We start from the raw sequence: 24,139 nt of genomic DNA on the forward strand, positions 1-24,139 counted from the left end.
CTTACAGTCACCAACCTACTGAAAAGAGACAATTTATAAGGAGTAGCAATGGCAGGGGTTAAATCCAAAGAATTATCTGAGGAACAAAAAACCCCACCACCAGGTTAAATATCATGGCTTCAGCGAATATAAAAAATACATCTAATATCAGACACCGATACGGATTGTTGCAGTTAACCCTATATCAGGCAAGGCACCCTCCAACAATACCGAGACTTTTAAGAATAGTATTAACAACACAATTAGACAGCTTTAGGAATTTCTTTATATTGACAGAAAATTAATTACTGATACGTCCGGAAATAATATACAGAACTATCTCATGTGAATTTCATTACTGGAAAATTAAATGACATGACAATTCGGAAAATGATTAATTATTTACCTTGGTTATTAAGCGGGATTGAGCAAGTTTAAACACCAACATTAATCCATGCAGGATTTATCCCGCGCGAATATTGCAATTTCCCACTCGATTATCCATCATTTCATTGTGACATTTGTCATCTTATAAAAGGTTATGAACGATTTATGGAATGGATTGCCGACCCATCGATCTGGGCAGGCCTCATAACCCTGGTGGTTATTGAGCTAGTCCTTGGTATTGATAACCTGGTGTTTATCGCCATCCTTGCCGAAAAATTGCCTCCGGCGCAACGCGACCGCGCCCGCGTCACTGGGCTGGTCCTCGCCATGTTGATGCGCTTATTGCTTCTGGCCTCAATCTCCTGGCTTGTCACACTGACTCGCCCACTCTTTCATGCCGGTGAACTCGCCTTTAGCGCAAGGGACCTGATCATGCTTTTCGGCGGTTTGTTCCTGTTATTCAAAGCCACCGTTGAGCTCAATGAGCGACTTGAGGGCAAAGACAGCGAAACGCACTCCCAGCGGCGCGGCGCACGATTTTGGCCCGTTGTGGCACAAATAGTGATTCTGGATGCGGTGTTTTCTCTGGATTCAGTGATTACCGCAGTGGGGATGGTTGACCATCTGGCCGTCATGATGGCCGCGGTGATTATTGCCATTTGCCTGATGTTGCTGGCGAGCAAAGCGCTGACACGCTTTGTGAATAACCATCCGACTATTGTGATTTTGTGTCTGAGCTTCCTGCTGATGATTGGTTTTAGCCTGGTGGCGGATGGCTTTGGCTATCATATCCCGAAAGGCTATTTGTACGCGGCCATCGGCTTCTCAGTGATGATTGAAAGCCTCAATCAACTTGCCATTTTCAATCGCCGCCGCTTCTTATCAGCCGATCAATCGTTACGCCAGCGCACTGCCGAAGCGGTGCTGCGTTTGTTGAACGGTAAAAAGGAAGAAGCGGAGCTGGATCCGCAAACCGCATCGTTGATTGCCGATCATACGCCACAAGATGAAATCTTTGACCCGCAAGAGCGGCTGATGATTGAACGTGTGCTGAACCTGAACCAGCGAACGGTGAGCAGCATCATGACCTCGCGTCATGACGTCGAGTACATCAACTTGAGCTCCCCAGAAGCTGAAATCCGTGTGCTGCTGGATAAAAACCAACATACCCGCGTCGTGGTAACCGGCAGCGGCGATGAAATTTTGGGTGTGGTGCACGTCATTGATCTGCTACAGCAAACGTTAAAAGGTGAGCCGTTCGATCTTGAAGTGCTGATACGCCAGCCGTTGATTTTCCCGGAGACACTGCCTTTGCTGGCTGCACTGGAGCAATTCCGTAATGCCAGAACACACTTTGCCTTTGTCGTGGATGAGTTTGGTTCAGTCGAAGGGGTGGTGACGTTAAGTGACGTGATGGAAACCATCGCCGGTAATTTGCCAAATGAAGTGGAAGAGATAGACGCGCGCCATGACATCCAGAAAAATCCGGATGGAAGCTGGACGGCAAACGGCCACATGCCGCTTGATGATTTAGTCCAGTACGTGCCGTTGCCGCTGGAAGACAAACGCAACTATCACACTATTGCCGGGTTATTGATGGAGTCGCTACAGCATATTCCGGTGACAGGCGAAACGGTTGAGGTGGGGAATTTCCTGTTACGCACCCTGCAGGTGGAAAGCCACCGAGTGCAGAAAGTGCAGATTGTGCCGTTGGAGACCGATGATAAGGCGGATTACGAGGTATGAGTACAGAAGATAGGGTCGGACGTCGCTACCGCTAATCCGACCTGGGCAATGGAGTTGTTGGGTGGATCCGCAACCGCGGCATCCACCCAATCACTCAACGCTTCTTAGCATTACAGGTTATTGAGCAGCTCCTTCACATCTTTCGATTTGCTGCTGTCTTTATGCTTCTCTAACCACTCATTCAGGCGACGTTTCGCTTCACTCTGCAACTGCTTACGCAAGACCTGGTCAACTTGTAATGAGTAGTTAAGCTTCTGCCACGGGCCGTAAACGCGCAATGGAATAGGCGTGGTTTTCAGCACGTCAATCAGCTTACTGTCCCCTTCCCAACCGCCCAGCACGGTGACATTAAATTGGGTATCACAAAGCTGTTTGACCAAATCTAACGAACCTTGCCCGGTCAGCGCCAGCACGGAAGACTTACCCTCCATTTTCTTCAGCGCCAGGTCACCGTTGTCGAGGGTTGCCTGTGCCGAGAAGCTATCCAGGGTCGTGACATTGTCGTAATTTTCTTTTGCCTTCACGTCATCATTGCTGCGAGTTACCGCTTGTTGAATCAGCTGCTGGAAGTTCATCCCCGTCATCGTGGAATGCGACATCGTTATGCTCGCATTCCCTTGCCAGCTGCGGCGGAAAGCTTCGGCATTGAGTTTGTCGCCGCTAAATTCCCCTTCCATCGACAGCAAACCCGACAACGCAATGGGATAGTCGAAGGCGGTGAGAATCGGCCCAATTTCAATGTTATCCACTTTAGGATTAAAGGTTAATTGCGGCTGATTCTTACGCGCATCAAGTTGACCGGGGAACGACATACTGCCTTGACCCAAATTCCCTGTCAGTTCAGATACCGTCAGCAGGCCGAACTGGTTGGTCATCGCCGATTGCACATCGGTGAAATCCAGCCCGCGCCAGCGCACACTGGAAGCGGCAATGCTCACCTGCGCGCTGTAGCCGCGCAAATTCTGGTAAGCGGTATCTTCGCCACCTGACGCAATTATCGGGCGTGGCAACGTCGGTTGCTGCTGCGCCTTCTGTACCGCCTGAGTGCTGGTCACGGCATTCGCAGCGACCAGAGCATCAAGATTCAGCTTACTGGAACGCAGATCGAGTACCCACTGGGGTTTCTCTTTCAGCACTACACTCGCATTACCTTGTAAATCGCTGTCGTTTGCCGTCATTTGCAACTGGCTGAGTTCGACTCGACGTTCGGGTTCAAACCAGCGAGCCGTCAGCGTGCTGGTGCCGGAAATCCCATTCGCGGGAAGATCGGCCCCCTGAATCTGATAATTGAGCTGAGAGATATTGGCAACAAGCTGCTGCGGATAATCAGCGGCATTCAAATCAGCCACCACTGAGAGATTCAAATCACGCTGGTCGCGATTGATACGGCTGCTGAGTTCAATATGCGCCTGTTTTTTATCATCCTGCTCCATGCCCAGATTGATATCGCGTACGGTAATTTGCTCGTCGCCGTCATGCTGGAACACCAGAACACTATCGACCACTTTTAATTTGGCAATATCGAAGGACCAACCGCGCTCTTCGCCAGGTTCAGGGATACTGCTTGATGGCCCCACAGGGGCATCTTTCGGTCGACGCTCTTCCGTTTGCGGCGTGAGTTGAATCACCGCCCCTTTGAGCATCACCTGATGAACGTGTAATTGGTGGGATATTAGCGGGATTAACGCCACATCAAGACGCATATTTTCAGCGCTGAGCAAAGGCTGGCTAGCCCCAGGTGCTGTGAGAGACATACGGTCGGACAAAATACTGAGTTGCGGCCAGACGTGCCAACGCAGCGAACCCTCTATCTTCAACTGGTAGCCGCTGCGGGATTCAACCTGGCGCACCATATATTCACGAAAATCATTGGGGTTAACCAATAGCACCAACGCAGAAAGGCCGGCTATTAGTACCACCAGCAAGATCATCAGCGTGGTTAAAAATCGTTTCATACAGCCCTCATACAGATGGGAACTCAGTCCTTATCAATACGGCTTGCAACCGCACCTTGCTGATCGCGATATTTCGCATCCTGGCGGCTGTTGTAAGGACGTGCAGCCGGGCCTGAGAGTGGCTCGAAGCTCAGAGCGCCAATCATCATGCCCGGGCGTAACGCTAAAGGCAGCTTACCGGAATTATAGAACTCAAGAACGATGCAGCCATGCCAGCCTGGGTCGATACGGTGTGCGGTGACGTGCACCATCAGGCCCAAACGAGCCAAAGATGAACGGCCATCTAACCAACCGACTAAATCAGCAGGGATCTTAACGGACTCAAGCGTTACTGCCAGAGCCAGCTCGCCCGGATGCAGGTAGAAGGCATCGCCTTCATTGAGAACGATTTCATCGCTCATCACGCGATCCAGCGCAGCGCTGACTTCATCTTTAGGGCCGCTTAAATCAATAAACGGCGCGGTATGGCCACTGAAAGTACGGAATTTGTTACCCAAACGGACATCAACGGTAGCACCGCTAATGCGTTCAACTGGCGGACGAGGGGTAATCGTTAAGCGCCCGTCATCAAGCCAGGCTTCTATATCGCGGTCACACAAACGCATCAGTGATGCTCCTTATCTCATGCTCAGTTTTATTTACCCTGCCACAGCGGGGCTAATATAGCCACGCTAAGACAGGTAAACTCTGGGGTTACATTATTTTTTGCGAGCGGGCCAGAAGAACGCGCTCGTCCAGAGGCGGTTATGCCTGATGGTTATTCAAAGAACTGACTAATTTTCGCCTTCAGAATATCGATGGCGATACGGTTTTTGCCCCCGCGCGGCACGATAATATCGGCATACTGCTTGGAAGGTTCGATGAATTGTAAAAACATAGGGCGAACGGTTTTCTGATACTGGGCCATAACGGAATCCATCGAACGGCCACGTTCGTTAACATCACGTTTCATACGGCGCATCAGACAAATATCCAGCGGCGTATCAACAAAAATGGAGAAATTCATCTCTTCGCGCAGACGGGCATCCGTCAGCAACAAAATCCCTTCCAGAATGATGACTTTCTTCGGCATTAAGTGAACGGTGTTACCGGTACGGGTATGTTCCACATAACTATAAACGGGCAGTTCAATCGGATTACCGGCTTTCAGAGATTGCAGATGTTGGAACAGTAAATTGTGGTCCATCGCGTTGGGATGGTCGTAATTCGTCTTAACTCGTTCTTCCATCGAAAGATGGCTTTGGTCTTTGTAGTAACTATCTTCTGGAATGACACCAATGTGTTCATCACCAACCTGATCACGCAGTTCGCGATACAGTGTGCTGGCTATAAGACTTTTTCCTGAAGCCGACGCACCGGCTATCCCGATGATGACGCATTGATGGGACTTGTCAGTCATGTTGTAACGAGCCTTGTTGACTTAAATGTTGAGGAAGGGCGACGCGAAAGACGTCAAACGCGGCAATTATAGGGAGATCCGCCCTCTGATACCAGAGTAATGCGCTCTGGCGGGTGATTTTAGCTGAAGGGCTGTTGGGCTGAAGGCGTGGCGCGAATGTCCCCCCTGAACACGTGCCGAGTAACAGGTGAGGAAAATAAGTCTGCCAAATATCACTTTTTGTGACTTCTTGATGTTAATTTATGACCGAACTGCATAGGAAATGTAAATTGTTTGTACTAGCATAAACCGAAATTATCTTTTTATTTGCATCCGGGCATGTCACCTGGCGGCACGCCTTAACGGATTTGCGGTAATGATCAAACAAAGCACAAAAGAGTTAATCGCAATACCTTCCTTCGTACTGCCGGTGGGGTTGGGGATTTTAAGCTTTATATTCACCTTTTACTCCCTGGAATTATCTCTGGTAGGAACTGTTTTAGCACCGCTATGGTTCCCAACTGCTCTGATGATGGTAGCGCTGTTCCGTAACCCTTTGCGCCAATGGCCGATGGTCATCGTTGTTTGTTCTGCGGGGAGTTTGTGTGCTTCGGCAGTATTACTGCCCGTCGGTGAGATAGACCTCATTTTTACGGCTATCAATATTACTGAAGCTTTACTGGGTGCATCGTTAATGCGGCGTTTTATCACGCAGCATAACCCATTACAAAACCTAAATAATTGGGCTAAGTTGGTCGTTTGTAGTGCGCTGATTCCGCCGTTGATTGGCGGTTTACTGGCGATAGTTCTTACCGGTTCGGCCAGTGAAAGCATTGCAAAAACATTTTTCGTCTGGGTTTTGTCTGAAACTATTGGCACCCTGGCACTGGTTCCCATCGCATTATTGTTCAAACCTAGCTATTTATTGCGGCATAAAAACCCAAAACTATTCATAGAAACAATACTCACTTTTGTTATTACTCTATTACTTAGCTATCTGGCCCTGCGTTATATGCCGTGGCCATTTACCTTTATTATCGTTTTTCTGATGTGGAGCGCGATCCGCCTGCCGCGCCTGGAAGCCTTCATTATTTTCCTCTCCACGCTGATGGTTGTTTCGTTGATGGTAGCAACCAACAGTTCGTCTATTGTACAGCCTCATACCACCGTGATGAACAATGCTCCGTGGCTGCCATTCCTGCTGATTTTACTGCCTGCTAACGTGATGACGATGGTGATGTATTCGTTCCGCGAAGAGCGTAAACACATTACGGAAAGCGAAGCGCGTTTTCGTAATGCGATGGAATATTCCGCCATTGGGATGGCCCTGGTTTCGATAGACGGCCAGTGGCTGCAAGTCAATAAATCGTTAAGTAAATTCCTGGGCTATACGGCAGAACAGCTTCGTTCTTTGACCTTCCAACAAATCACTCATCCGGAAGATTTACACGGTGATTTGCAGCAACTCAATATGCTGATAAGCGGCAGTATTAATAGTTACTCGATGGAAAAACGCTATTACACCAGTAAAGGCGATGTGGTGTGGGCGTTACTCGCCGTATCTATCGTGCGTGATATCGACGCTTCCCCACTCTATTTGATTGCACAAATAGAAGATATTAATGACCTCAAACATACCGAGTGGGTGAATAAGCGCCTGATGGAGCGCATCACGCTTGCCAATGAAGCAGGCGGCATTGGCATTTGGGAATGGGACCTGGGGAGCGATGTCATCAGTTGGGATAAACGTATGTTTGATCTCTACGAAATCCCGGCACATGTGAAACCGACCTACGCTTTGTGGCTTGATTGTCTTGTTGCCGATGACGCACCGGCCGCGGAGAAAACCGTTCACGATGCCCTACGCGCCCGTATTCCCTTCAAAATGGAATACCGCATTCACGTTAAAGATGGCATTCGTCATATTCGATCCCTCGCCAACCGCGTATTGAATAAAAATGGGGATGTTGAGCGCCTGCTCGGTATCAACATGGATATGACAGAAGTCAAACTGCTGAACGAAGCGCTGTATCAGGAAAAAGAACGCCTGCACATCACGCTGGATTCCATCGGTGAAGCGGTTATTTGTACCGATGTTGATATGAACATCACCTTTATGAACCCCATTGCCGAGAAGCTCAGCGGCTGGCCGCAACAGCAGGCAATCGGCCAACATATTCTGACGATTCTCCACATCACTTTCGGCGACACTGGCCCGATAATGGAGAATATTCATAGCGGTGATTATTCCCGCACCACCATCGAACATGATGTAGTCCTGCATTGTCGCAACGGCGGTAGCCACGATATCCATTACAGCATAACGCCACTGACCACGCTTGATGGGCAAAGTATTGGCTCAGTGCTGGTTATTCAGGATGTGACCGAATCGCGTAAAATGCTCAAACAGTTGAGCTATAGCGCTTCACACGATGGGCTAACCCACCTGGCAAACCGCGTCAGTTTCGAAAATCATCTCAAACGTTTGCTGCAAAGTGCCGGTGAAAACCATCAGCGCCACGCCCTGGTGTTCATCGACCTTGACCGTTTTAAAGCGGTGAATGACACCGCTGGCCACGCTGCGGGTGACGCGTTACTGCGTGAACTCTCCTCTTTGATGCTCAGCATGTTACGCACCGGCGATTTCCTCGCTCGATTGGGCGGCGATGAATTTGGTCTGTTGCTTCCGGATTGCTCGTCGGATAATGCGCGACATATTGCTGAGCGTATTATCCAAAGTATTAACGACTACCACTTTACGTGGAACGGGCGTTTACATCGCATTGGCGCAAGCGCGGGTATCACACAAATTGATGCCGATAACCGCATCGCACCTGAAGTCCTGTCTCAGGCTGACATCGCCTGCTACGCCTCGAAAAACGGTGGGCGTGGTCGGGTGACTGTGTTTGAATCATCTCAGCATGCCATTCGCAAAGAAAACCAGAATCTGCCGCCAGACGAGCAAAAACGCATCATCAACGAGAATCCTATCCTGATGATCGCAAAAGCCGTTGCCCCGCCACGCATTCCGGAATCAACCAGTTTCTATCTGCTGTCATTACGTTTCAAAGAGAATGACGACGTGGTACTGGATGAATCGATGTTCCGCACCACAGTGAAAGACAAAGAGCTGCAATGCGCGCTCGACCTGCGAATTTTCAATGAATTCTTCAGTAAATTTGCGCTTCAGGTGGCCAACAAAGGTTTTGGCGTGGCGCTTCCCCTCTCCTTCCATGGCCTCGCTAATGACAAGGTTATCGATGAAATACTGGCTCGTTTAGCGCGCAGTTCGCTGCCTGCACGATTATTACATTTGAATATCCATAGCGAAGCGCTGCTCATCGAAGATGAGAAGATCGACAACAATCTGCAACGCCTGCGCGACAGCGGCTGCCATTTAATTCTCAGCCACGTAGGCCGTGATCTCGACATCTTTAAACGAATTTCACGCCAAAAGTTCAGCTACATCATTGTTGATGATGAACTGATTCAAAACGTGCATAACAACCTGATGGACGAAATGATGGTGACCATCATCCATGGACACGCGCATCGTCAATCCTTGCAAGCCATTGCAGGACCTGCCGATATGCCGTTGGTGATGGATACGCTTTCCGGTATCGGATTCGACCTGATTTATGGTGAAGCCGTCTCCCAACCGATTCCACTGGAGACATTATTGAATACCGGTTATTTCGCCATTAACTAACTCTGAAGTCTCTGACGTCGACGGCACCCAGCCGTCGCTATACCAGATATGTAATAACGCATAGGAGCGCCAGGGTTTCCAGCGCTCCGCATAACGGCGGATTTGCGCGGGCGTCATGCCTGGAAATCGTTGCTTAATCAGGTAATCATCGGGCAAGAACACATCACTTGCCTGCCATCCACGTAAGGCGATGTAGTTTGCCGTCCACCGGCCAATGCCTGGATAAGTGGTCAACACCTTTACCCCGTGTTCAACATCCGTTGGACGGTTGTGCGCAAACTTCCCCTCCACCATTAAACGCGCCATATGAATGATCGCTTCACCGCGCTTAAGCGGCATTCCCAACGCTTTTAGCTGTTCCGGGCGTAATAATGCCAGGCGTTCAGGCGTAGGAAAAAGCCGCCAGTCAGGGTCTTGTGCCAACGGCTCACCAAAAGCTTGTGCCAGTTTACTGGTTAGTTTTGCCGCCATTGCCACACTCACCAGTTGGCCCAAAATGGCACGTATCGACTGCTCAAACGTATCCATGCAGCCCGGCAAACGCAGGCCTGGGCGTGCTGCCGATAAATCTCCCAGGCTTTCAAGAATGGTCTGGGGCTGGCAGTCGAGATCAAGCAGCTGTTTGATTCGCTGCAAAACCTCACTGGCGACCGGTTGCAAACCCGCGCTCAAAGTCACGTTCAACTGACAAGCGGCTTCGTCAGGCACAAGCGCCAGTAATCCCTGATGGTTATCGAATGCAAAACTCCGGCAGTAATGTGTTTCGCTGACCGTCTCAATCCCACTGACTGCGCGGCCTGCGAGAAAACCAAACATCCACTTCCAGTCATAGGGTGGCTTGTAGTCCAACTGATACATTTTTTCGTCCTGTCGTTGAGTCTCGCCATGAATACCGCTTGAATTATGCAGGGTAATTCTATTGCCCGAAGCGAAACATTCCGCTAAAGTCGCCCCCCTTCTTCACCGGCATGGGGACGTTATGCAATTTATAGGCTTTGATTATGGTACTGCAAACTGCTCTGTAGCAGTGATGCGCGATGGTGTTCCAGTGGCGCTGGAGATGGAAAACGGTTCAACGTTGCTTCCGTCGATGTTGTGTGCGCCAACGCGTGAATCGGTCAGTGAGTGGTTATATCGCCATCACGACGTTCCGGCAACAGGGACTGAAACTCAGGCCTTGCTGCGCCGTGCGGTCTCTTTTAACCGCGAAGAAGATATCGACGTGTTGCCAGGCAGCGTGCAGTTCGGGCTGAGTTCGTTGCGCCAGTATATGGAAGATCCGGAAGAGGTTTACTTTGTTAAATCACCGAAATCCTTTCTCGGCGCGACAGGCTTAAAGCCACAGCAAGTCGCAGTGTTTGAAGATTTGGTTTGCGCCATGATGCTGCACATTCGTAATCAGGCACAAAGCCAGGTTGACGACCCCATCACTCAGGCCGTCATTGGCCGTCCGATAAACTTCCAGGGTTTAGGCGGAGACGAGGCTAATCAGCAGGCGCAAGGGATCCTCGATCGCGCAGCACATCGTGCAGGCTTTAAAGACGTGGTCTTTCAGTTTGAGCCGGTTGCCGCAGGCCTGGATTTTGAGGCCACGTTAACCGAAGAAAAACAGGTACTGGTAGTCGATATCGGTGGCGGTACAACGGACTGCTCAGTTTTACTGATGGGGCCACAATGGCGCGCTCGTCGTGACCGCGAACAGAGTCTGCTCGGCCACAGTGGTTGCCGAGTGGGGGGTAATGACCTCGATATTATGCTGGCATTCAAACAGCTTTCCCCGTTATTGGGGATGGGTGGTCAAACCGAAAAAGGCATCGCATTGCCGGTATTGCCATGGTGGAATGCTGTGGCGATAAACGATGTCCCTGCGCAAAACGATTTTTACAGTAGCGCCAATGGCCGCATGCTCAATGAACTGGTACGCGATTCTCGTGACCCGGAAAAAGTCGCACACTTGCAAAAAGTCTGGCGTCAGCGCCTGAGCTATCGCCTGGTGCGTGCCGCTGAAGAGAGCAAAATTGCCCTTTCAGACAGTAAGCAGGTCGCCACGCTGTTACCGTTTATCAGTAAAGAGTTGGGCTGCGATATCAGCCAACCCGAGCTGGAAAGTGCAATTAGCCAGCCGTTGCAGCGGATTATGGAGCAAGTCACCCTGGCACTGGAAAACAGCGCCGTGAAACCTGACGTGATTTATCTCACCGGCGGCAGCGCTCGCTCGCCGTTGCTAAAACAGGCTCTGGCTCAACAATTGCCGGGGATTCCACTGGCCGGTGGCGATGATTTCGGATCGGTGACCGCAGGCCTTGCGCGCTGGGCTGATGTCGTCTTTAAAGACTAAAATGCAACGCCGTGGGGAAACTCACGGCTTTGCTTAAATTCGGAACACTTTATTCCCTTCCGGTAGCTGAACTAACAAAGAAAGTTTCCCTCCCATTGCCTCAATTCTGCATGCCTTATCAGATCGCCGTAAAAGCGTTATAAACCACAGTTTATTTTCGAAGAGTCTGGCTGGCTACTCTGTCATCACATTCCTACGAGGAGCCACGCAGAAAAGCCCCCATTAAGACTTATCCATACAGTACTTCATATTTCCTCCATTTTTCCGCCGCCCTCACTCACTACACTAGAGTACCCAAAATAATTCGAGTTGCATTGCGGCGGCAAGGGAACGAATCCCGATGAGCTTACATAAGTAAGTGATTCGGGTGAGCGAACGCAGCCAACAAAGATGCAGCTTGAAGTATGACGGGTATATCATTAAGCCTACTCGTTTCAGGAAGAGAAGACGGACACATATGAAAGGCACTTTCACCGCACGTTGGATAGGGATTGCAGCCGCAGTCATTGTCGTTATCGCCGCCGTTTTTTACTGGCGCAGCACGAGTTCAAGTAACGACACCTCGGGTACGCAATCTGCACAACAACGCACTGCTGGCGGTAGCCGCGGGATGCGCGGCGGTGCGTTGGCTCCGGTTCAGGCGGCAACGGCGACCAGTGAATCGGTGCCGCGCTACCTGACAGGGCTTGGAACGATTACCGCCGCGAACACCGTGACGGTTCGCAGCCGTGTCGACGGGCAACTGCTGGCGATTCATTTCCAGGAAGGACAACAAGTTAAAGCCGGTGATTTGCTGGCAGAAATTGACCCTAGCCAATTCAAAATTGCGCTGGCTCAGGCGCAAGGGCAACTCGCAAAAGATCAGGCTACTCTGGCAAATGCTCGCCGCGACCTCGCGCGTTTTCAGCAACTGGTCAAAACCAACCTGGTATCACGCCAGGAACTGGACGCGCAACAAGCGTTAGTCAATGAATCTGTCGGAACGATCAAGGCCGATGAAGCCGCCGTGGCCAGCGCGCAATTACAACTCGACTGGAGCCGCATCACCGCGCCGATTGATGGCCGTGTCGGTCTGAAACAAGTTGATATTGGTAACCAGATTTCCAGTAGCGACACCACGGGCATTGTTGTGTTGACCCAAACACATCCTATCGATCTGATTTTTACCCTGCCAGAAAATGATATTGCCACCGTGGTAAAAGCGCAGAAAGCAGGATTGACGCTGAGCGTTGAAGCCTGGGATCGCACCAACACACAGAAACTTAGCAGCGGATCTTTGCTGAGCCTCGATAACCAAATTGATGCCACAACCGGCACCATCAAACTCAAAGCGCGTTTCAATAACGAAGATGACGCCTTGTTCCCCAATCAGTTCGTTAATGCGCGCATGTTGGTTGATACCCAGCAAAACGCGGTCGTCATCCCCACGGCTGCCGTGCAAATGGGCAACGAAGGTCACTTCGTTTGGGTTCTCGACAGCGAAGATAAGGTCAGTAAACATCGGGTAACGGTCGGTATTCAGGATAGCCAGAAAGTCGTGATTACCGCCGGGATTTCGACCGGTGACCGTGTGGTCACAGACGGTATTGACCGCCTGACAGAAGGAGCGAAAGTGGAAGTGGTCGAGGCGCACTCAACAGCCTCCGAGCTTCCCGAAACTCGCCCTGAAACACAGCCAAAACACAAACGTAACGGAGCGACGTCCTGATGCAGGTGCTACCACCAAGCGCCACAGGAGGCCCATCACGCCTGTTTATCCTGCGGCCTGTTGCCACCACGCTTTTGATGGTGGCTATCTTGATTGCCGGGATTATCGGTTATCGCTTCCTGCCGGTTTCAGCACTGCCCGAGGTCGATTACCCGACGATTCAAGTCGTTACGCTCTATCCGGGCGCCAGCCCGGATGTCGTGACATCGGCGATTACCGCGCCCCTTGAACGTCAGTTTGGGCAGATGTCCGGACTCAAACAAATGTCCTCACAAAGTGCCGGTGGTGCCTCGGTTGTGACGCTGCAATTCCAGCTCACGCTGCCGCTCGACGTGGCCGAACAAGAAGTTCAGGCAGCCATTAACGCCGCCACTAACCTGCTGCCAACCGATCTGCCAAATCCTCCGGTATACAGCAAAGTTAACCCTGCCGATCCGCCGATTATGACACTCGCCGTGACCTCAACCGCGATGCCGATGACGCAAGTCGAAGATATGGTGGAAACGCGTGTCGCGCAGAAAATTTCACAGGTTTCCGGCGTCGGTCTGGTGACGCTTTCTGGCGGCCAGCGCCCTGCCGTACGCGTGAAACTGAACGCGCCCGCGATTGCCGCCCTTGGCTTAACCAGTGAAACCGTGCGTACCGCCATTACCAGCGCCAACGTGAACTCGGCAAAAGGTAGCCTGGATGGCCCGGAGCGTGCCGTGACGCTTTCGGCAAACGACCAAATGCAATCGGCCGAAGAATATCGCAATCTGATTATTGCTTACCAAAACGGTGCGCCAATTCGCCTTGGCGATGTGGCAACCGTTGAACAAGGTGCCGAAAACACCTGGCTCGGAGCCTGGGCCAACAAGCAGCCCGCCATTGTGATGAACGTGCAACGTCAACCTGGCGCGAACATCATCGACACCGCCGACAGTATTCGTGCGATGTTGCCCGCATTAACCAAAAGTCTGCCGAAATCGGTTGAGGTCAAATTACTCAGCGATCGCACCACCAATATTCGTGCCTCTGTTACCGACACGCAGCATGAGTTAATGCTCGCCATCGCACTGGTGGTGATGATTATTTATCTGTTCCTGCGCAATGTCCCGGCGACCATTATTCCCGCGGTGGCGGTTCCGTTGTCGCTGATTGGGACGTTCGCCGTCATGGTGTTTCTCGACTTCTCAATAAACAACCTCACGCTGATGGCATTAACGATAGCCACCGGCTTTGTGGTTGATGATGCGATTGTGGTTATCGAGAACATTTCGCGTTACATCGAAAAAGGTGAAAAACCGCTGGCCGCCTCGCTAAAAGGGGCTGGCGAGATTGGCTTTACGATTATCTCTCTGACCTTTTCGCTGATCGCAGTGCTGATTCCCTTGTTATTTATGGGCGATATTGTGGGGCGCTTATTCCGTGAATTTGCTGTCACGCTGGCTATCGCCATTTTGATCTCAGCGGTGGTGTCGCTGACGCTGACGCCGATGATGTGCGCCCGCATGTTAAGCCACGAATCGCTACGCAAACAGAACCGTTTTTCTCGCGCCAGCGAGCGTTTCTTTGACCGTGTCATTGCCGGATATGGTCGCCTTTTAGCCCGCGTATTACACCATCCGTGGCTGACGTTGGGCGTAGCTTTTGGCACCCTGGCATTAACCATCGTGCTGTGGATTTTCATTCCGAAAGGCTTCTTCCCGATTCAGGATAACGGCATTATTCAGGGAACGTTACAAGCGCCACAATCGGTTTCATTTGCCAGTATGGCGCAGCGCCAGCAGCAAGTTGCCGATGTGGTGATGAAAGATCCGGCGGTAGAAAGCCTGACGTCGTTTATAGGCGTAGACGGCACGAATCCGTCGCTAAACAGCGCGCGTTTGCAAATTAACCTCAAGCCGCTCAGTGACCGTGACGATCGTATTCCGGTCGTTATCGAAAGACTGCAAAATGCCGTAGCCCGAGTGCCGGGCGTTGAGCTTTATTTACAGCCGGTGCAAGACCTGACCATTGATACCACCGTCAGCCGCACGCAATATCAGTTCACCTTGCAGGCCACATCCCTTGACGAACTCAGCACATGGGTGCCGAAGCTAACCGAAAAACTGCGGGCTTTGCCAGAATTGGCGGATGTCAGCAGCGACTGGCAGGATCAAGGTCTGGTGGCGTATGTGAATGTTGACCGGGCCAGCGCCAGCCGTCTGGGTATTTCGATGTCAGATGTGGACAACGCGCTGTACAACGCTTTTGGTCAGCGCCTGATTTCCACTATTTATACGCAAGCCAATCAGTATCGCGTTGTTCTTGAACACGATACCCGAGCAACACCAGGTCTGAGTGGGCTGGATAACATCCGTCTTGCCAGCACTGATGGCGGCAGCGTCCCGCTCAGCGCGATTGCCAAAATCGAGCAGCGTTTTGCGCCGTTGACAATCAACCATCTCGACCAATTCCCGTCGACCACGTTCTCCTTCAACGTAACCAGTGACCATTCGCTGGGAGAAGCGGTGGAGGCGATTTCGGCTGCGGAAAAAGATCTCGCGATGCCGACAGATATGTCCACCCAATTCCAGGGCAGCACCCTCGCCTTCCAGGCCGCATTAGGCAACACGATTTGGCTCATCATCGCATCCGTTGTGGCGATGTATATCGTACTCGGCGTGTTATACGAGAGCTTTATTCACCCGATAACCATTTTGTCCACGCTGCCGACAGCTGGGGTCGGCGCCTTGCTGGCACTGATGCTGGCGGGTGCCGAACTGGATGTGATTGCCATCATCGGTATTATTTTGCTCATCGGTATCGTCAAGAAAAACGCCATCATGATGATCGACTTTGCGTTGGCGGCCGAGCGTGAACAAGGGATGAAACCCTACGATGCGATTTATCAGGCTTGTTTGCTGCGTTTTCGCCCGATTCTGATGACTACACTTGCCGCTCTGCTGGGGGCGTTACCGCTGATGCTGTCAACGGGTGCCGGTGCTGAACTGCGCCGCCCGCTGGGGATTGGCATGGTCGGTGGGTTGCTGGTCAGCCAGGTGCTGACGCTCTTCACCACGCCGGTTATCTATTTACTGTTTGATAATCTGTCGCACGCTGTGCGCCGCCGTTTTGGTCGTCGTGAAGATCATCGTGAAGAGGAAGTGTAAGTGAAATTCTTCGCACTGTTCATCTATCGACCGGTCGCCACCATTTTGCTGACGGTCGCCATCACCTTGTGTGGCGTGTTGGGCTTCCGTCTGCTGCCGGTTGCTCCACTGCCGCAGGTAGATTTCCCGGTGATCATGGTCAGTGCTTCACTGCCGGGCGCTTCGCCGGAAACCATGGCCTCGTCAGTCGCCACACCGCTTGAACGTGCGCTCGGGCGCATTGCGGGGGTTAACGAGATGACCTCATCAAGTTCACTCGGCAGCACCCGCATTATTCTCGAATTTACGTTTGATCGTGATATCAACGGTGCTGCTCGTGACGTGCAGGCCGCCATCAACGCCGCGCAAAGTCTGTTACCCAGCGGGATGCCAAGCCGTCCGACCTATCGCAAAGCCAACCCGTCAGATGCGCCCATTATGATCCTGACGCTGACCTCCGACACCTTTTCTCAGGGGCAATTATATGATTTCGCCTCCACGCAACTGGCGCAAACCGTCGCACAGATTGATGGCGTGGGCGATGTGGACATCGGTGGCAGTTCGCTACCAGCGGTGCGCGTGGCGCTTAATCCGCAAGCGCTGTTTAACCAGGGCGTTTCACTGGATGCGGTGCGCAAAACCATTAGTGATGCCAACGTGCGTCGCCCACAGGGTGCGCTGGAAGATAGCTCACAGCGCTGGCAGTTACAGACAAACGATGAACTGAAAACGGCGGCGGAGTATCAGCCGTTAATCATCCATTACAACAACGGCGGTGCAGTGCATTTGAGCGATGTCGCCACCGTTACCGACTCCGTTCAGGATGTGCGCAACGCCGGGATGGCCAATGCGAAACCGGCTATTTTGCTGATGATTCGTAAATCTCAGGAAGCGAATATCATCGAAACGGTGGACAGGATCCGGGCGAAACTTCCTGAACTGCGTGAAACCATTCCGGCTTCAATAGATTTGCAAATTGCGCAGGATCGCTCGCCGACCATTCGTGCGTCGCTGGCTGAAGTCGAGCAATCGCTGGTTATCTCAGTCGCGCTGGTGATTCTGGTGGTCTTCCTGTTTCTGCGCTCAGGTCGGGCGACACTTATCCCTGCGGTGGCCGTTCCGGTATCGCTTATCGGGACCTTTATCGCCATGTATCTGTGCGGTTTCAGCCTGAATAACCTGTCGTTGATGGCGTTAACCATCGCCACCGGTTTTGTGGTGGATGACGCCATCGTGGTGCTGGAAAATATTTCGCGCCATCTCGAAGCGGGTGTGAAACCGTTACAGGCCGCACTGCAAGGGGTACGCGAAGTCGGATTTACCGTGCTGTCGATGAGCCTGTCGCTGGTGGCGGTGTTCTTGCCGCTACTGTTGATGGGCGGGTTGCCAGGGCGATTATTTAAAGAGTTTGCCGTCACGTTGTCGGTAGCCATTGGGATTTCGCTGGTGGTGTCGATTACCCTTACGCCAATGATGTGCGGCTGGCTGTTAAAGAACAAACCGAAGCATACACCTGCCCGTAACCGTGGTTTTGGACGCCTGTTAGTGGCGATGCAGCAGGGCTACGGACGCTCACTTAAATGGGTGCTCAATCACACTAAACTGGTGGGTGTGGTGCTGTTAGCGACCATTGCACTTAACATCTGGTTGTATATCGCCATCCCAAAAACCTTCTTCCCGGAACAAGATACCGGACGATTGATGGGCAATATTCAGGCCGACCAGAGCATTTCCTTCCAGGCGATGCGCGGTAAATTGCAGGATTTCATGAAAATTGTTCGCGATGATCCTGCCGTAGAGAATGTGACCGGTTTCACCGGCGGTTCGCGGGTCAACAGCGGCATGATGTTTATCTCGCTCAAGCCGCTTTCTGAGCGTAAAGAGACGGCGCAGCAGGTCATTGACCGCCTGCGTAAATCGCTGGCGAAAGAGCCAGGTGCCAGTCTGTTTTTGATGGCGGTACAGGATATTCGCGTTGGCGGCAGGCAGGCCAACGCCAGTTATCAGTACACCCTGCTTTCTGATAATTTAGCCGACCTGCGAACCTGGGAGCCTAAAATTCGCCAGGCGCTGGCAAAACTGCCGCAGCTTGCTGACGTCAACTCAGACAGCCAGAACAACGGTGCGGAAATGGATCTGATTTATGATCGCGAATCCATGGCACGTCTGGGCATTAGCGTCGAAGACGCCAATGCCTTGCTCAATAACGCCTTTGGGCAGCGTCAGATTTCAACAATCTATCAACCGCTTAACCAGTACAAAGTGGTGATGGAAGTTGACTCGCGCTACACCCAGGACATCAGTGCGTTAGATCAAATGTTCGTCATTAACAAAGACGGCAAGGCGATTCCGTTATCGTGGTTTGCGAAATGGCAGCCTGCTAATGCTCCGCTGTCGGTCAATCACCAGGGGTTATCTGCGGCCTCAACGGTCTCCTTCAACCTGCCAACTGGCGTGTCTCTATCGGAAGCAAGCGAAGCGATTGACCGCACCATGACCGCACTCGGCGTGCCTTCAACAGTGCGCGGCATGTACGCCGGAACCGCGCAAGTTTTCCAGGACACAATGAAATCCCAGGTGATGCTGATTATCGCCGCCATTGCCACGGTTTACATCGTATTGGGGGTTTTGTATGAGAGTTACGTTCACCCGCTGACTATTCTGTCTACTCTGCCTTCAGCAGGGGTCGGAGCACTGCTGGCGCTGGAATTATTTGGAGCCCCGTTTAGCCTGATTGCGCTCATCGGTATCATGCTGTTAATCGGCATCGTGAAGAAAAATGCCATCATGATGGTGGACTTTGCCATCGACGCGCAGCGCAACGGCAACTTGTCGCCGGAAGATGCGATTTTCCAGGCCTGTTTATTACGTTTTAGACCCATCATGATGACGACATTAGCGGCGCTGTTTGGTGCATTGCCATTAGTGCTGACCAGCGGTGACGGCGCGGAACTTCGCCAACCGCTTGGGATTACGATTGTTGGCGGTCTGGTCGTCAGTCAGTTGCTGACGCTGTACACCACGCCGGTGGTTTATCTTTTCTTTGATCGTTTGCGGATACGGTTTGTGCGAAAAGCTCGTAAAGATGAGGTATTGAACCCATGACCGAATTGCCTGCCGCCGTCCGCTGGCAACTGTGGATTGTCGCCTTCGGCTTCTTCATGCAGTCGCTCGACACCACCATCGTCAACACCGCCCTCCCTTCTATGGCGGCAAGCCTTGGGGAGAGCCCGTTACACATGCACTCGGTGATTGTTGCCTATGTGCTGACAGTGGCGGTGATGCTGCCTGCCAGCGGTTGGCTGGCTGACCGGGTTGGCGTGCGCAATATTTTTTTCACCGCCATCGTGCTGTTCACTATTGGCTCATTGTTTTGTGCTCATGCATCGACACTTAACGAACTGGTCATGGCGCGAGTGGTGCAAGGGATTGGCGGGGCGATGATGGTCCCTGTAGGGCGTTTGACGGTGATGAAAATTGTCCCACGCGAACAGTATATGGCGGCAATGACATTCGTTACGTTGCCCGGGCAAATCGGCCCATTGCTCGGCCCGGCGTTAGGCGGCGTGCTGGTGGAGTATGCATCCTGGCACTGGATTTTCCTGATCAATCTACCGGTTGGCATTATCGGTGCGATCGCGACGTTGTGGCTGATGCCGAATTACACCATGCAGACACGTAAATTCGACATGATGGGTTTTGTATTTCTTGCGTTTGGCATGGCGGCACTGACCATCGCACTGGATGGTGCCAAAGGTTTAGGCATCCCACAATCTACGCTCTGGCTGTTAGTTGGCGGTGGTGCCGCAGCGCTAGCGCTCTACTTATGGCATGCCAAAGCCAATGACAGCGCCTTGTTCAACCTCAATTTATTTAAGACTCAAACCTTCTCACTCGGTCTGCTGGGGAGTTTTTGCGGGCGCATCGGCAGCGGCATGATCCCCTTTATGACGCCGGTATTCCTGCAAATCGGTCTTGGATTCTCGCCATTCCATGCGGGCTTGATGATGGTGCCAATGGTACTCGGCAGTATGGGCATGAAACGTATTGTGGTGCAGGTCGTTAACCGCTTTGGCTATCGCAATGTGTTAGTCACCACCACACTGGGCTTAGCGTTGGTGATTCTGATGTTCATGGGCACCGCTCTGATGGGTTGGTATTACCTGCTGCCGGTGGTGCTGTTCTTGCTCGGCATGGTGAACTCCACCCGTTTTTCGTCGATGAACACCCTGACGCTAAAAGATTTGCCTGATGACCTCGCAAGCGGCGGCAACAGTATGCTGTCGATGGTGATGCAACTGTCTATGAGTATCGGCGTCACCATCGCCGGGATGCTGCTTGGGATGTACGGTCATCATCAACTGACAGCGGATAGCACGGTGGTCCATAGCGTCTTTATGTATACCTATCTGAGCATGGCGCTGGTTATCGCCCTCCCCGCTTTGATTTTTGCTCGCGTCCCGAAAGACACCACAAAAAATGTCGTGATTGCACGGCGTAAAAGGAGGAGCTCATGAAGCTCTGGCGTCCAGGCATTACCGGCAAGCTATTTTTGGCCATTTTCTCCACCTGTTTACTGGTATTGGCCATTATGCATTGGGGCGTGCGGCTCAGCTTCGAACATGGGTTTATTGATTACATCAAACGCGGCAATGAACAGCGCCTGGAAATGTTAAGTGACGCACTTGGCGAACAATATGCCCAGCACGGTAACTGGCAGTTTCTGCGCAATAACGACCGTTTTATGTTCAAACTGTTGCGCTCTTTTGAGCATGGCGATGAAGAAAACCGTAACTTGCCACCGCATGGCTGGCGTACGCAGTTTTGGGTGGTCGATCAGGATTACAAAGTGCTGGTAGGCCCGCGTGGCCCCGTGCCGACAGACGGCATGCGCCGTTCAATTAACGTCAATGGCCGTGATGCCGGATGGGTGGTCGCCTCACCCGTTGAGCGATTAACGCGCAATACCGATATTAATTTCGACAGGCAGCAACGCCGCACCAGTTGGATTATCGTCGCCCTTTCCTCGCTGCTGGCGGCAGCAGCCACCTTCTTGCTGGCTCGTGGTTTACTTGCACCGGTAAAACGCCTGGTTGAAGGTACGCATAAACTGGCGGCGGGCGATTTCTCAACCCGCGTCGACTCCACCAGCCAGGATGAGCTGGGCAAACTGGCGCAAGACTTTAACCAACTCGCCAGCACGCTTGAGAAAAATCACAATATGCGGCGCGCATATATGGCTGATATTTCACATGAATTGCGTACTCCGCTGGCAATTTTACGCGGCGAACTGGAGGCGATTCAGGATGGGGTACGCAAATTCACGCCCGAATCTGTGGCGTCGTTACAAATGGAAGTCGCCACGCTAACCAAACTTGTCGACGATCTGCACCAGTTGTCGATGTCCGACGAAGGGGCGTTGGCTTATCAGAAGCAGTCGCTGGATATCATTAACCTGTTGGAAATTGCGGCGGGTGCGTTTCGTGAGCGTTTCAATTCACGCGGGTTAACCATTAGCCTTGCCCTACCGGACAGCGTGACCATTTTTGGGGATAGCGACCGTTTAATGCAGTTATTCAATAATCTGCTGGAAAACAGCCTGCGCTACACCGATACGGGTGGCCAATTGGTTATCTCCGGTGAAGTTGTCCAGCAGCGTTTCGTGATGCATTTCGCCGACAGCGCACCGGGCGTGAGTGACGAACAGCTAGCCATGTTGTTTGAACGTTTCTACCGCACCGAAGGCTCGCGCAACCGTGCCAGTGGAGGCTCAGGGCTTGGGCTGTCCATCTGCCAGAACATTGTCGAGGCCCATAACGGCAAGCTATACGCTACGCATTCGCCTTTCGGTGGGGTTAGCATTACAGTAGAGATACCTCTACAGTCAGAATCTTTGAGACCTGTATGATCGAGTTACCAATTGACGAAAACACACCGCGCATCTTAATTGTTGAAGACGAGCCAAAGCTTGGGCAGTTGCTTATTGATTACTTACGCGCTGCCGGTTACGCGCCGGAACTCATTACCCACGGCGATAAAGTGCTGGCGTTTGTGCGTCAGACTCCGCCAGACCTGATCCTGCTCGATTTGATGCTGCCCGGCACCGACGGGCTGACGCTGTGCCGCGAAATCCGACGCTTCTCTGAAGTGCCGATTGTGATGGTCACAGCGAAAATCGAAGAAATTGACCGCCTGTTAGGGCTGGAAATTGGTGCCGATGATTACATCTGCAAGCCTTACAGCCCGCGTGAAGTGGTGGCGCGTGTCAAAACGATTTTGCGCCGCTGCAAACGCCAGCGAGATCCGATTCTTGCTGACGAAATCAGCCCGCTGATTATCGACGAGGGCCGTTTTCAGGCAAGCTGGCGCGACAAACTGTTAGATTTAACACCAGCAGAGTTCCGCCTGCTCAAAACCCTTTCTCACGAACCGGGCAAAGTGTTTTCGCGCGAACAATTGTTAAATCAGCTTTATGACGATTATCGCGTGGTCACCGACCGCACGATTGACAGCCATATTAAAAACCTGCGCCGCAAGCTCGAAGCGTTAGATGAAGAACAATCGTTTATTCGCGCGGTTTATGGTGTGGGATACCGTTGGGAAGCGGACGCCTGCCGTATTGCATGAAACTGCGGGGTAATTTACCCCGCATATTTATTACTCAATACAAGCAACGCCTTCTGGTGTTTCAGCCCCATTCGACGAGCGATGACCATCTGAAAGATACATGTACGCATAAGCATCTTCAGCGGCAACCATTTCATCAGAAGACCAGTACACGGAACCCGCGTGCGGGACGTCATTCAGACTATTTCCCCATTCCTGCCACAGTGAATCACTTGGTACTTCACGTGTATTTGTCGCTGTTGTCAGCTCATCAATAGCTGGCAAGCGATACCCCTGGTTTTCACACCACTTCTTCGCGTCATACCAGTTCATTTTGGTATTTTCGCTAAAAATAAAGAATTTCTGCGGATTGAAGATAATTGATCCTTTCGACTCATTATGCCGGGCTGTAATTCTGAATGCTCCTTTTGCCTTGATAGTCACAAGCCCAGTATCGCTCACTGTAGCAATCGCTGGATTACTCGTCGTCCATTCATCAATTTGCTCGGCCACATTATCCGTTTCTAATTGGAATTGGGCACCAGAAAACGCAGTGTTGAGTTTGTTTTCAGCAGGTACATGATATGCTGCACTTTGATTTGAAGGCGCGATGGTATAGCTAATTATATTTAACAAGTGGGGGTTAACAGGACCATTGGGAATATTATCATTAACGTCGTAAGTCGATATATCCTTGATAGAGAGCGCGATATTTTCCCGTGGGAGGCCAGTGATTGTTGTGGGAATTATGTTGACCCCAACGGTACAACCTTTATCACCAGGATGAATGACATATTGATTAATACCCGTAGCCAGCACGCGCTTATTATTACTTGTATCGGTACAAATCCATTCTACTGTTGGGAGTGAAGCTTCCTCATCGCCTTCAGCATCAGCAACTGTCCACGATAATTTAATGATATCGGTGATATCCAACTCGTCGTCAACACTCATCGTTTGATTGACACGATGAAAACTCACTTTCCCGGTTTCATTGTTATCATTATAAATAACAGGAGGCGTACCATTAACCACCCCTGCACTGCCGGTTAAATCAGTCGCATAGGCTTTGCTAATTACCCCACAAGATATAAACAAAATAAATGCCACTGCCTGGCAGTTGAGATACTTTATTTTCATAACTTCACCATGCAATGGCTCAATGAATAAGTGGCATCCTTGCAGTGGGAATTGAGCACCAAAGAGCTCAATTCCCACTC

14 protein-coding genes are annotated in these 24,139 nt (G+C 51.5%); 9 read left to right on the forward strand and 5 right to left on the reverse strand.

What is annotated here, in order from left to right; genetic code table 11:
- Positions 1-531 precede the first annotated feature (531 nt).
- Positions 532-2,112: a TerC family protein gene (locus tag BSPA111_RS03785; RefSeq protein WP_183269853.1), complete on the forward strand. Its 1,581-nt coding sequence runs from the start codon at positions 532-534 to the stop codon at positions 2,110-2,112.
- Positions 2,113-2,222: 110 nt separating this feature from the next.
- Here BSPA111_RS03785 and asmA read toward each other — a convergent pair whose 3' ends face one another.
- The 3 genes from asmA to udk form a co-directional block, all read right to left on the reverse strand.
- Complete coding sequence (gene asmA, locus BSPA111_RS03790; protein WP_183269854.1) at positions 2,223-4,067, reverse strand: outer membrane assembly protein AsmA; 1,845 nt, start codon at positions 4,065-4,067, stop codon at positions 2,223-2,225.
- Positions 4,068-4,090: 23 nt separating this feature from the next.
- A complete protein-coding gene (gene dcd / locus BSPA111_RS03795; RefSeq protein ID WP_183269855.1) occupies positions 4,091-4,672 on the reverse strand; it encodes a dCTP deaminase in 582 nt (193 codons plus the stop codon).
- Between the two features lie 152 nt (positions 4,673-4,824).
- The gene (udk, locus tag BSPA111_RS03800) at positions 4,825-5,466 is read right to left on the reverse strand and encodes a uridine kinase (RefSeq protein WP_064545187.1); all 642 of its coding nucleotides are present in this window, start codon (positions 5,464-5,466) and stop codon (positions 4,825-4,827) included.
- 355 nt (positions 5,467-5,821) lie between these two features.
- Between udk and BSPA111_RS03805 the strand changes: the two genes are divergently transcribed.
- Positions 5,822-9,154: a diguanylate cyclase gene (locus tag BSPA111_RS03805; RefSeq protein ID WP_183269856.1), complete on the forward strand. Its 3,333-nt coding sequence runs from the start codon at positions 5,822-5,824 to the stop codon at positions 9,152-9,154.
- Here the strand turns inward: BSPA111_RS03805 and alkA are convergent.
- Entirely contained in the window at positions 9,122-10,012 is an 891-nt protein-coding gene (gene alkA, locus BSPA111_RS03810; protein ID WP_183269857.1) for a DNA-3-methyladenine glycosylase 2, read from the reverse strand. The genes BSPA111_RS03805 and alkA overlap by 33 nt on opposite strands.
- 121 nt (positions 10,013-10,133) lie before the next feature.
- Here alkA and yegD point away from each other — a divergent pair, with 121 nt between their 5' ends.
- The 7 genes from yegD (at position 10,134) to baeR (ending at position 22,940) form a co-directional block, all read left to right on the forward strand.
- Positions 10,134-11,492 carry a molecular chaperone gene (gene yegD / locus BSPA111_RS03815; protein ID WP_183269858.1) on the forward strand — a complete coding sequence of 453 codons (1,359 nt, stop codon included), beginning with the start codon at positions 10,134-10,136 and terminating at the stop codon, positions 11,490-11,492.
- A gap of 457 nt (positions 11,493-11,949) precedes the next feature.
- Entirely contained in the window at positions 11,950-13,200 is a 1,251-nt protein-coding gene (locus tag BSPA111_RS03820) for an MdtA/MuxA family multidrug efflux RND transporter periplasmic adaptor subunit (RefSeq protein WP_183269859.1), read from the forward strand.
- Positions 13,200-16,334, forward strand: a complete 3,135-nt coding sequence (locus BSPA111_RS03825; protein WP_183269860.1) for an MdtB/MuxB family multidrug efflux RND transporter permease subunit — start codon at positions 13,200-13,202, stop codon at positions 16,332-16,334. The genes BSPA111_RS03820 and BSPA111_RS03825 overlap by 1 nt, the downstream gene beginning before the upstream one ends.
- Positions 16,335-19,418 (forward strand): multidrug efflux RND transporter permease subunit MdtC, encoded by a 3,084-nt coding sequence (gene mdtC / locus BSPA111_RS03830; protein ID WP_183269861.1) that lies wholly within the window; start codon positions 16,335-16,337, stop codon positions 19,416-19,418.
- Positions 19,415-20,830, forward strand: coding sequence for an MFS transporter (locus BSPA111_RS03835; RefSeq protein ID WP_183269862.1), 1,416 nt, complete (start codon positions 19,415-19,417; stop codon positions 20,828-20,830). Before mdtC ends, BSPA111_RS03835 begins: the two co-directional genes overlap by 4 nt.
- Positions 20,827-22,221 carry a two-component system sensor histidine kinase BaeS gene (gene baeS, locus BSPA111_RS03840; protein WP_183269863.1) on the forward strand — a complete coding sequence of 465 codons (1,395 nt, stop codon included), beginning with the start codon at positions 20,827-20,829 and terminating at the stop codon, positions 22,219-22,221. The genes BSPA111_RS03835 and baeS overlap by 4 nt, the downstream gene beginning before the upstream one ends.
- Positions 22,218-22,940 carry a two-component system response regulator BaeR gene (gene baeR, locus BSPA111_RS03845; RefSeq protein ID WP_183269864.1) on the forward strand — a complete coding sequence of 241 codons (723 nt, stop codon included), beginning with the start codon at positions 22,218-22,220 and terminating at the stop codon, positions 22,938-22,940. The genes baeS and baeR overlap by 4 nt, the downstream gene beginning before the upstream one ends.
- A gap of 30 nt (positions 22,941-22,970) precedes the next feature.
- Here the strand turns inward: baeR and BSPA111_RS03850 are convergent, their stop codons facing one another.
- The gene (locus tag BSPA111_RS03850; RefSeq protein ID WP_183269865.1) at positions 22,971-24,059 is read right to left on the reverse strand and encodes an Ig-like domain-containing protein; all 1,089 of its coding nucleotides are present in this window, start codon (positions 24,057-24,059) and stop codon (positions 22,971-22,973) included.
- Positions 24,060-24,139 lie beyond the last annotated feature (80 nt).

It is taken from the genome of Buttiauxella sp. A111, from assembly GCF_014189855.1.
GTDB classification, from domain to species: domain Bacteria; phylum Pseudomonadota; class Gammaproteobacteria; order Enterobacterales; family Enterobacteriaceae; genus Buttiauxella; species Buttiauxella selenatireducens.

Excerpts from the sequence above, each read along its gene's own strand:
- baeS (WP_183269863.1), top strand. The coding sequence starts at position 20,827 with ATGAAGCTCTGGCGTCCAGGCATTACCGGCAAGCTATTTTTGGCCATT.
- BSPA111_RS03785 (WP_183269853.1), top strand. The coding sequence starts at position 532 with ATGGAATGGATTGCCGACCCATCGATCTGGGCAGGCCTCATAACCCTG.
- BSPA111_RS03825 (WP_183269860.1), top strand. The coding sequence starts at position 13,200 with ATGCAGGTGCTACCACCAAGCGCCACAGGAGGCCCATCACGCCTGTTT.
- yegD (WP_183269858.1), top strand. The coding sequence starts at position 10,134 with ATGCAATTTATAGGCTTTGATTATGGTACTGCAAACTGCTCTGTAGCA.
- BSPA111_RS03805 (WP_183269856.1), top strand. The coding sequence starts at position 5,822 with ATGATCAAACAAAGCACAAAAGAGTTAATCGCAATACCTTCCTTCGTA.
- alkA (WP_183269857.1), bottom strand. The coding sequence starts at position 10,012 with ATGTATCAGTTGGACTACAAGCCACCCTATGACTGGAAGTGGATGTTT.
- dcd (WP_183269855.1), bottom strand. The coding sequence starts at position 4,672 with ATGCGTTTGTGTGACCGCGATATAGAAGCCTGGCTTGATGACGGGCGC.
- asmA (WP_183269854.1), bottom strand. The coding sequence starts at position 4,067 with ATGAAACGATTTTTAACCACGCTGATGATCTTGCTGGTGGTACTAATA.
- baeR (WP_183269864.1), top strand. The coding sequence starts at position 22,218 with ATGATCGAGTTACCAATTGACGAAAACACACCGCGCATCTTAATTGTT.
- BSPA111_RS03820 (WP_183269859.1), top strand. The coding sequence starts at position 11,950 with ATGAAAGGCACTTTCACCGCACGTTGGATAGGGATTGCAGCCGCAGTC.
- BSPA111_RS03850 (WP_183269865.1), bottom strand. The coding sequence starts at position 24,059 with ATGAAAATAAAGTATCTCAACTGCCAGGCAGTGGCATTTATTTTGTTT.
- BSPA111_RS03835 (WP_183269862.1), top strand. The coding sequence starts at position 19,415 with ATGACCGAATTGCCTGCCGCCGTCCGCTGGCAACTGTGGATTGTCGCC.
- udk (WP_064545187.1), bottom strand. The coding sequence starts at position 5,466 with ATGACTGACAAGTCCCATCAATGCGTCATCATCGGGATAGCCGGTGCG.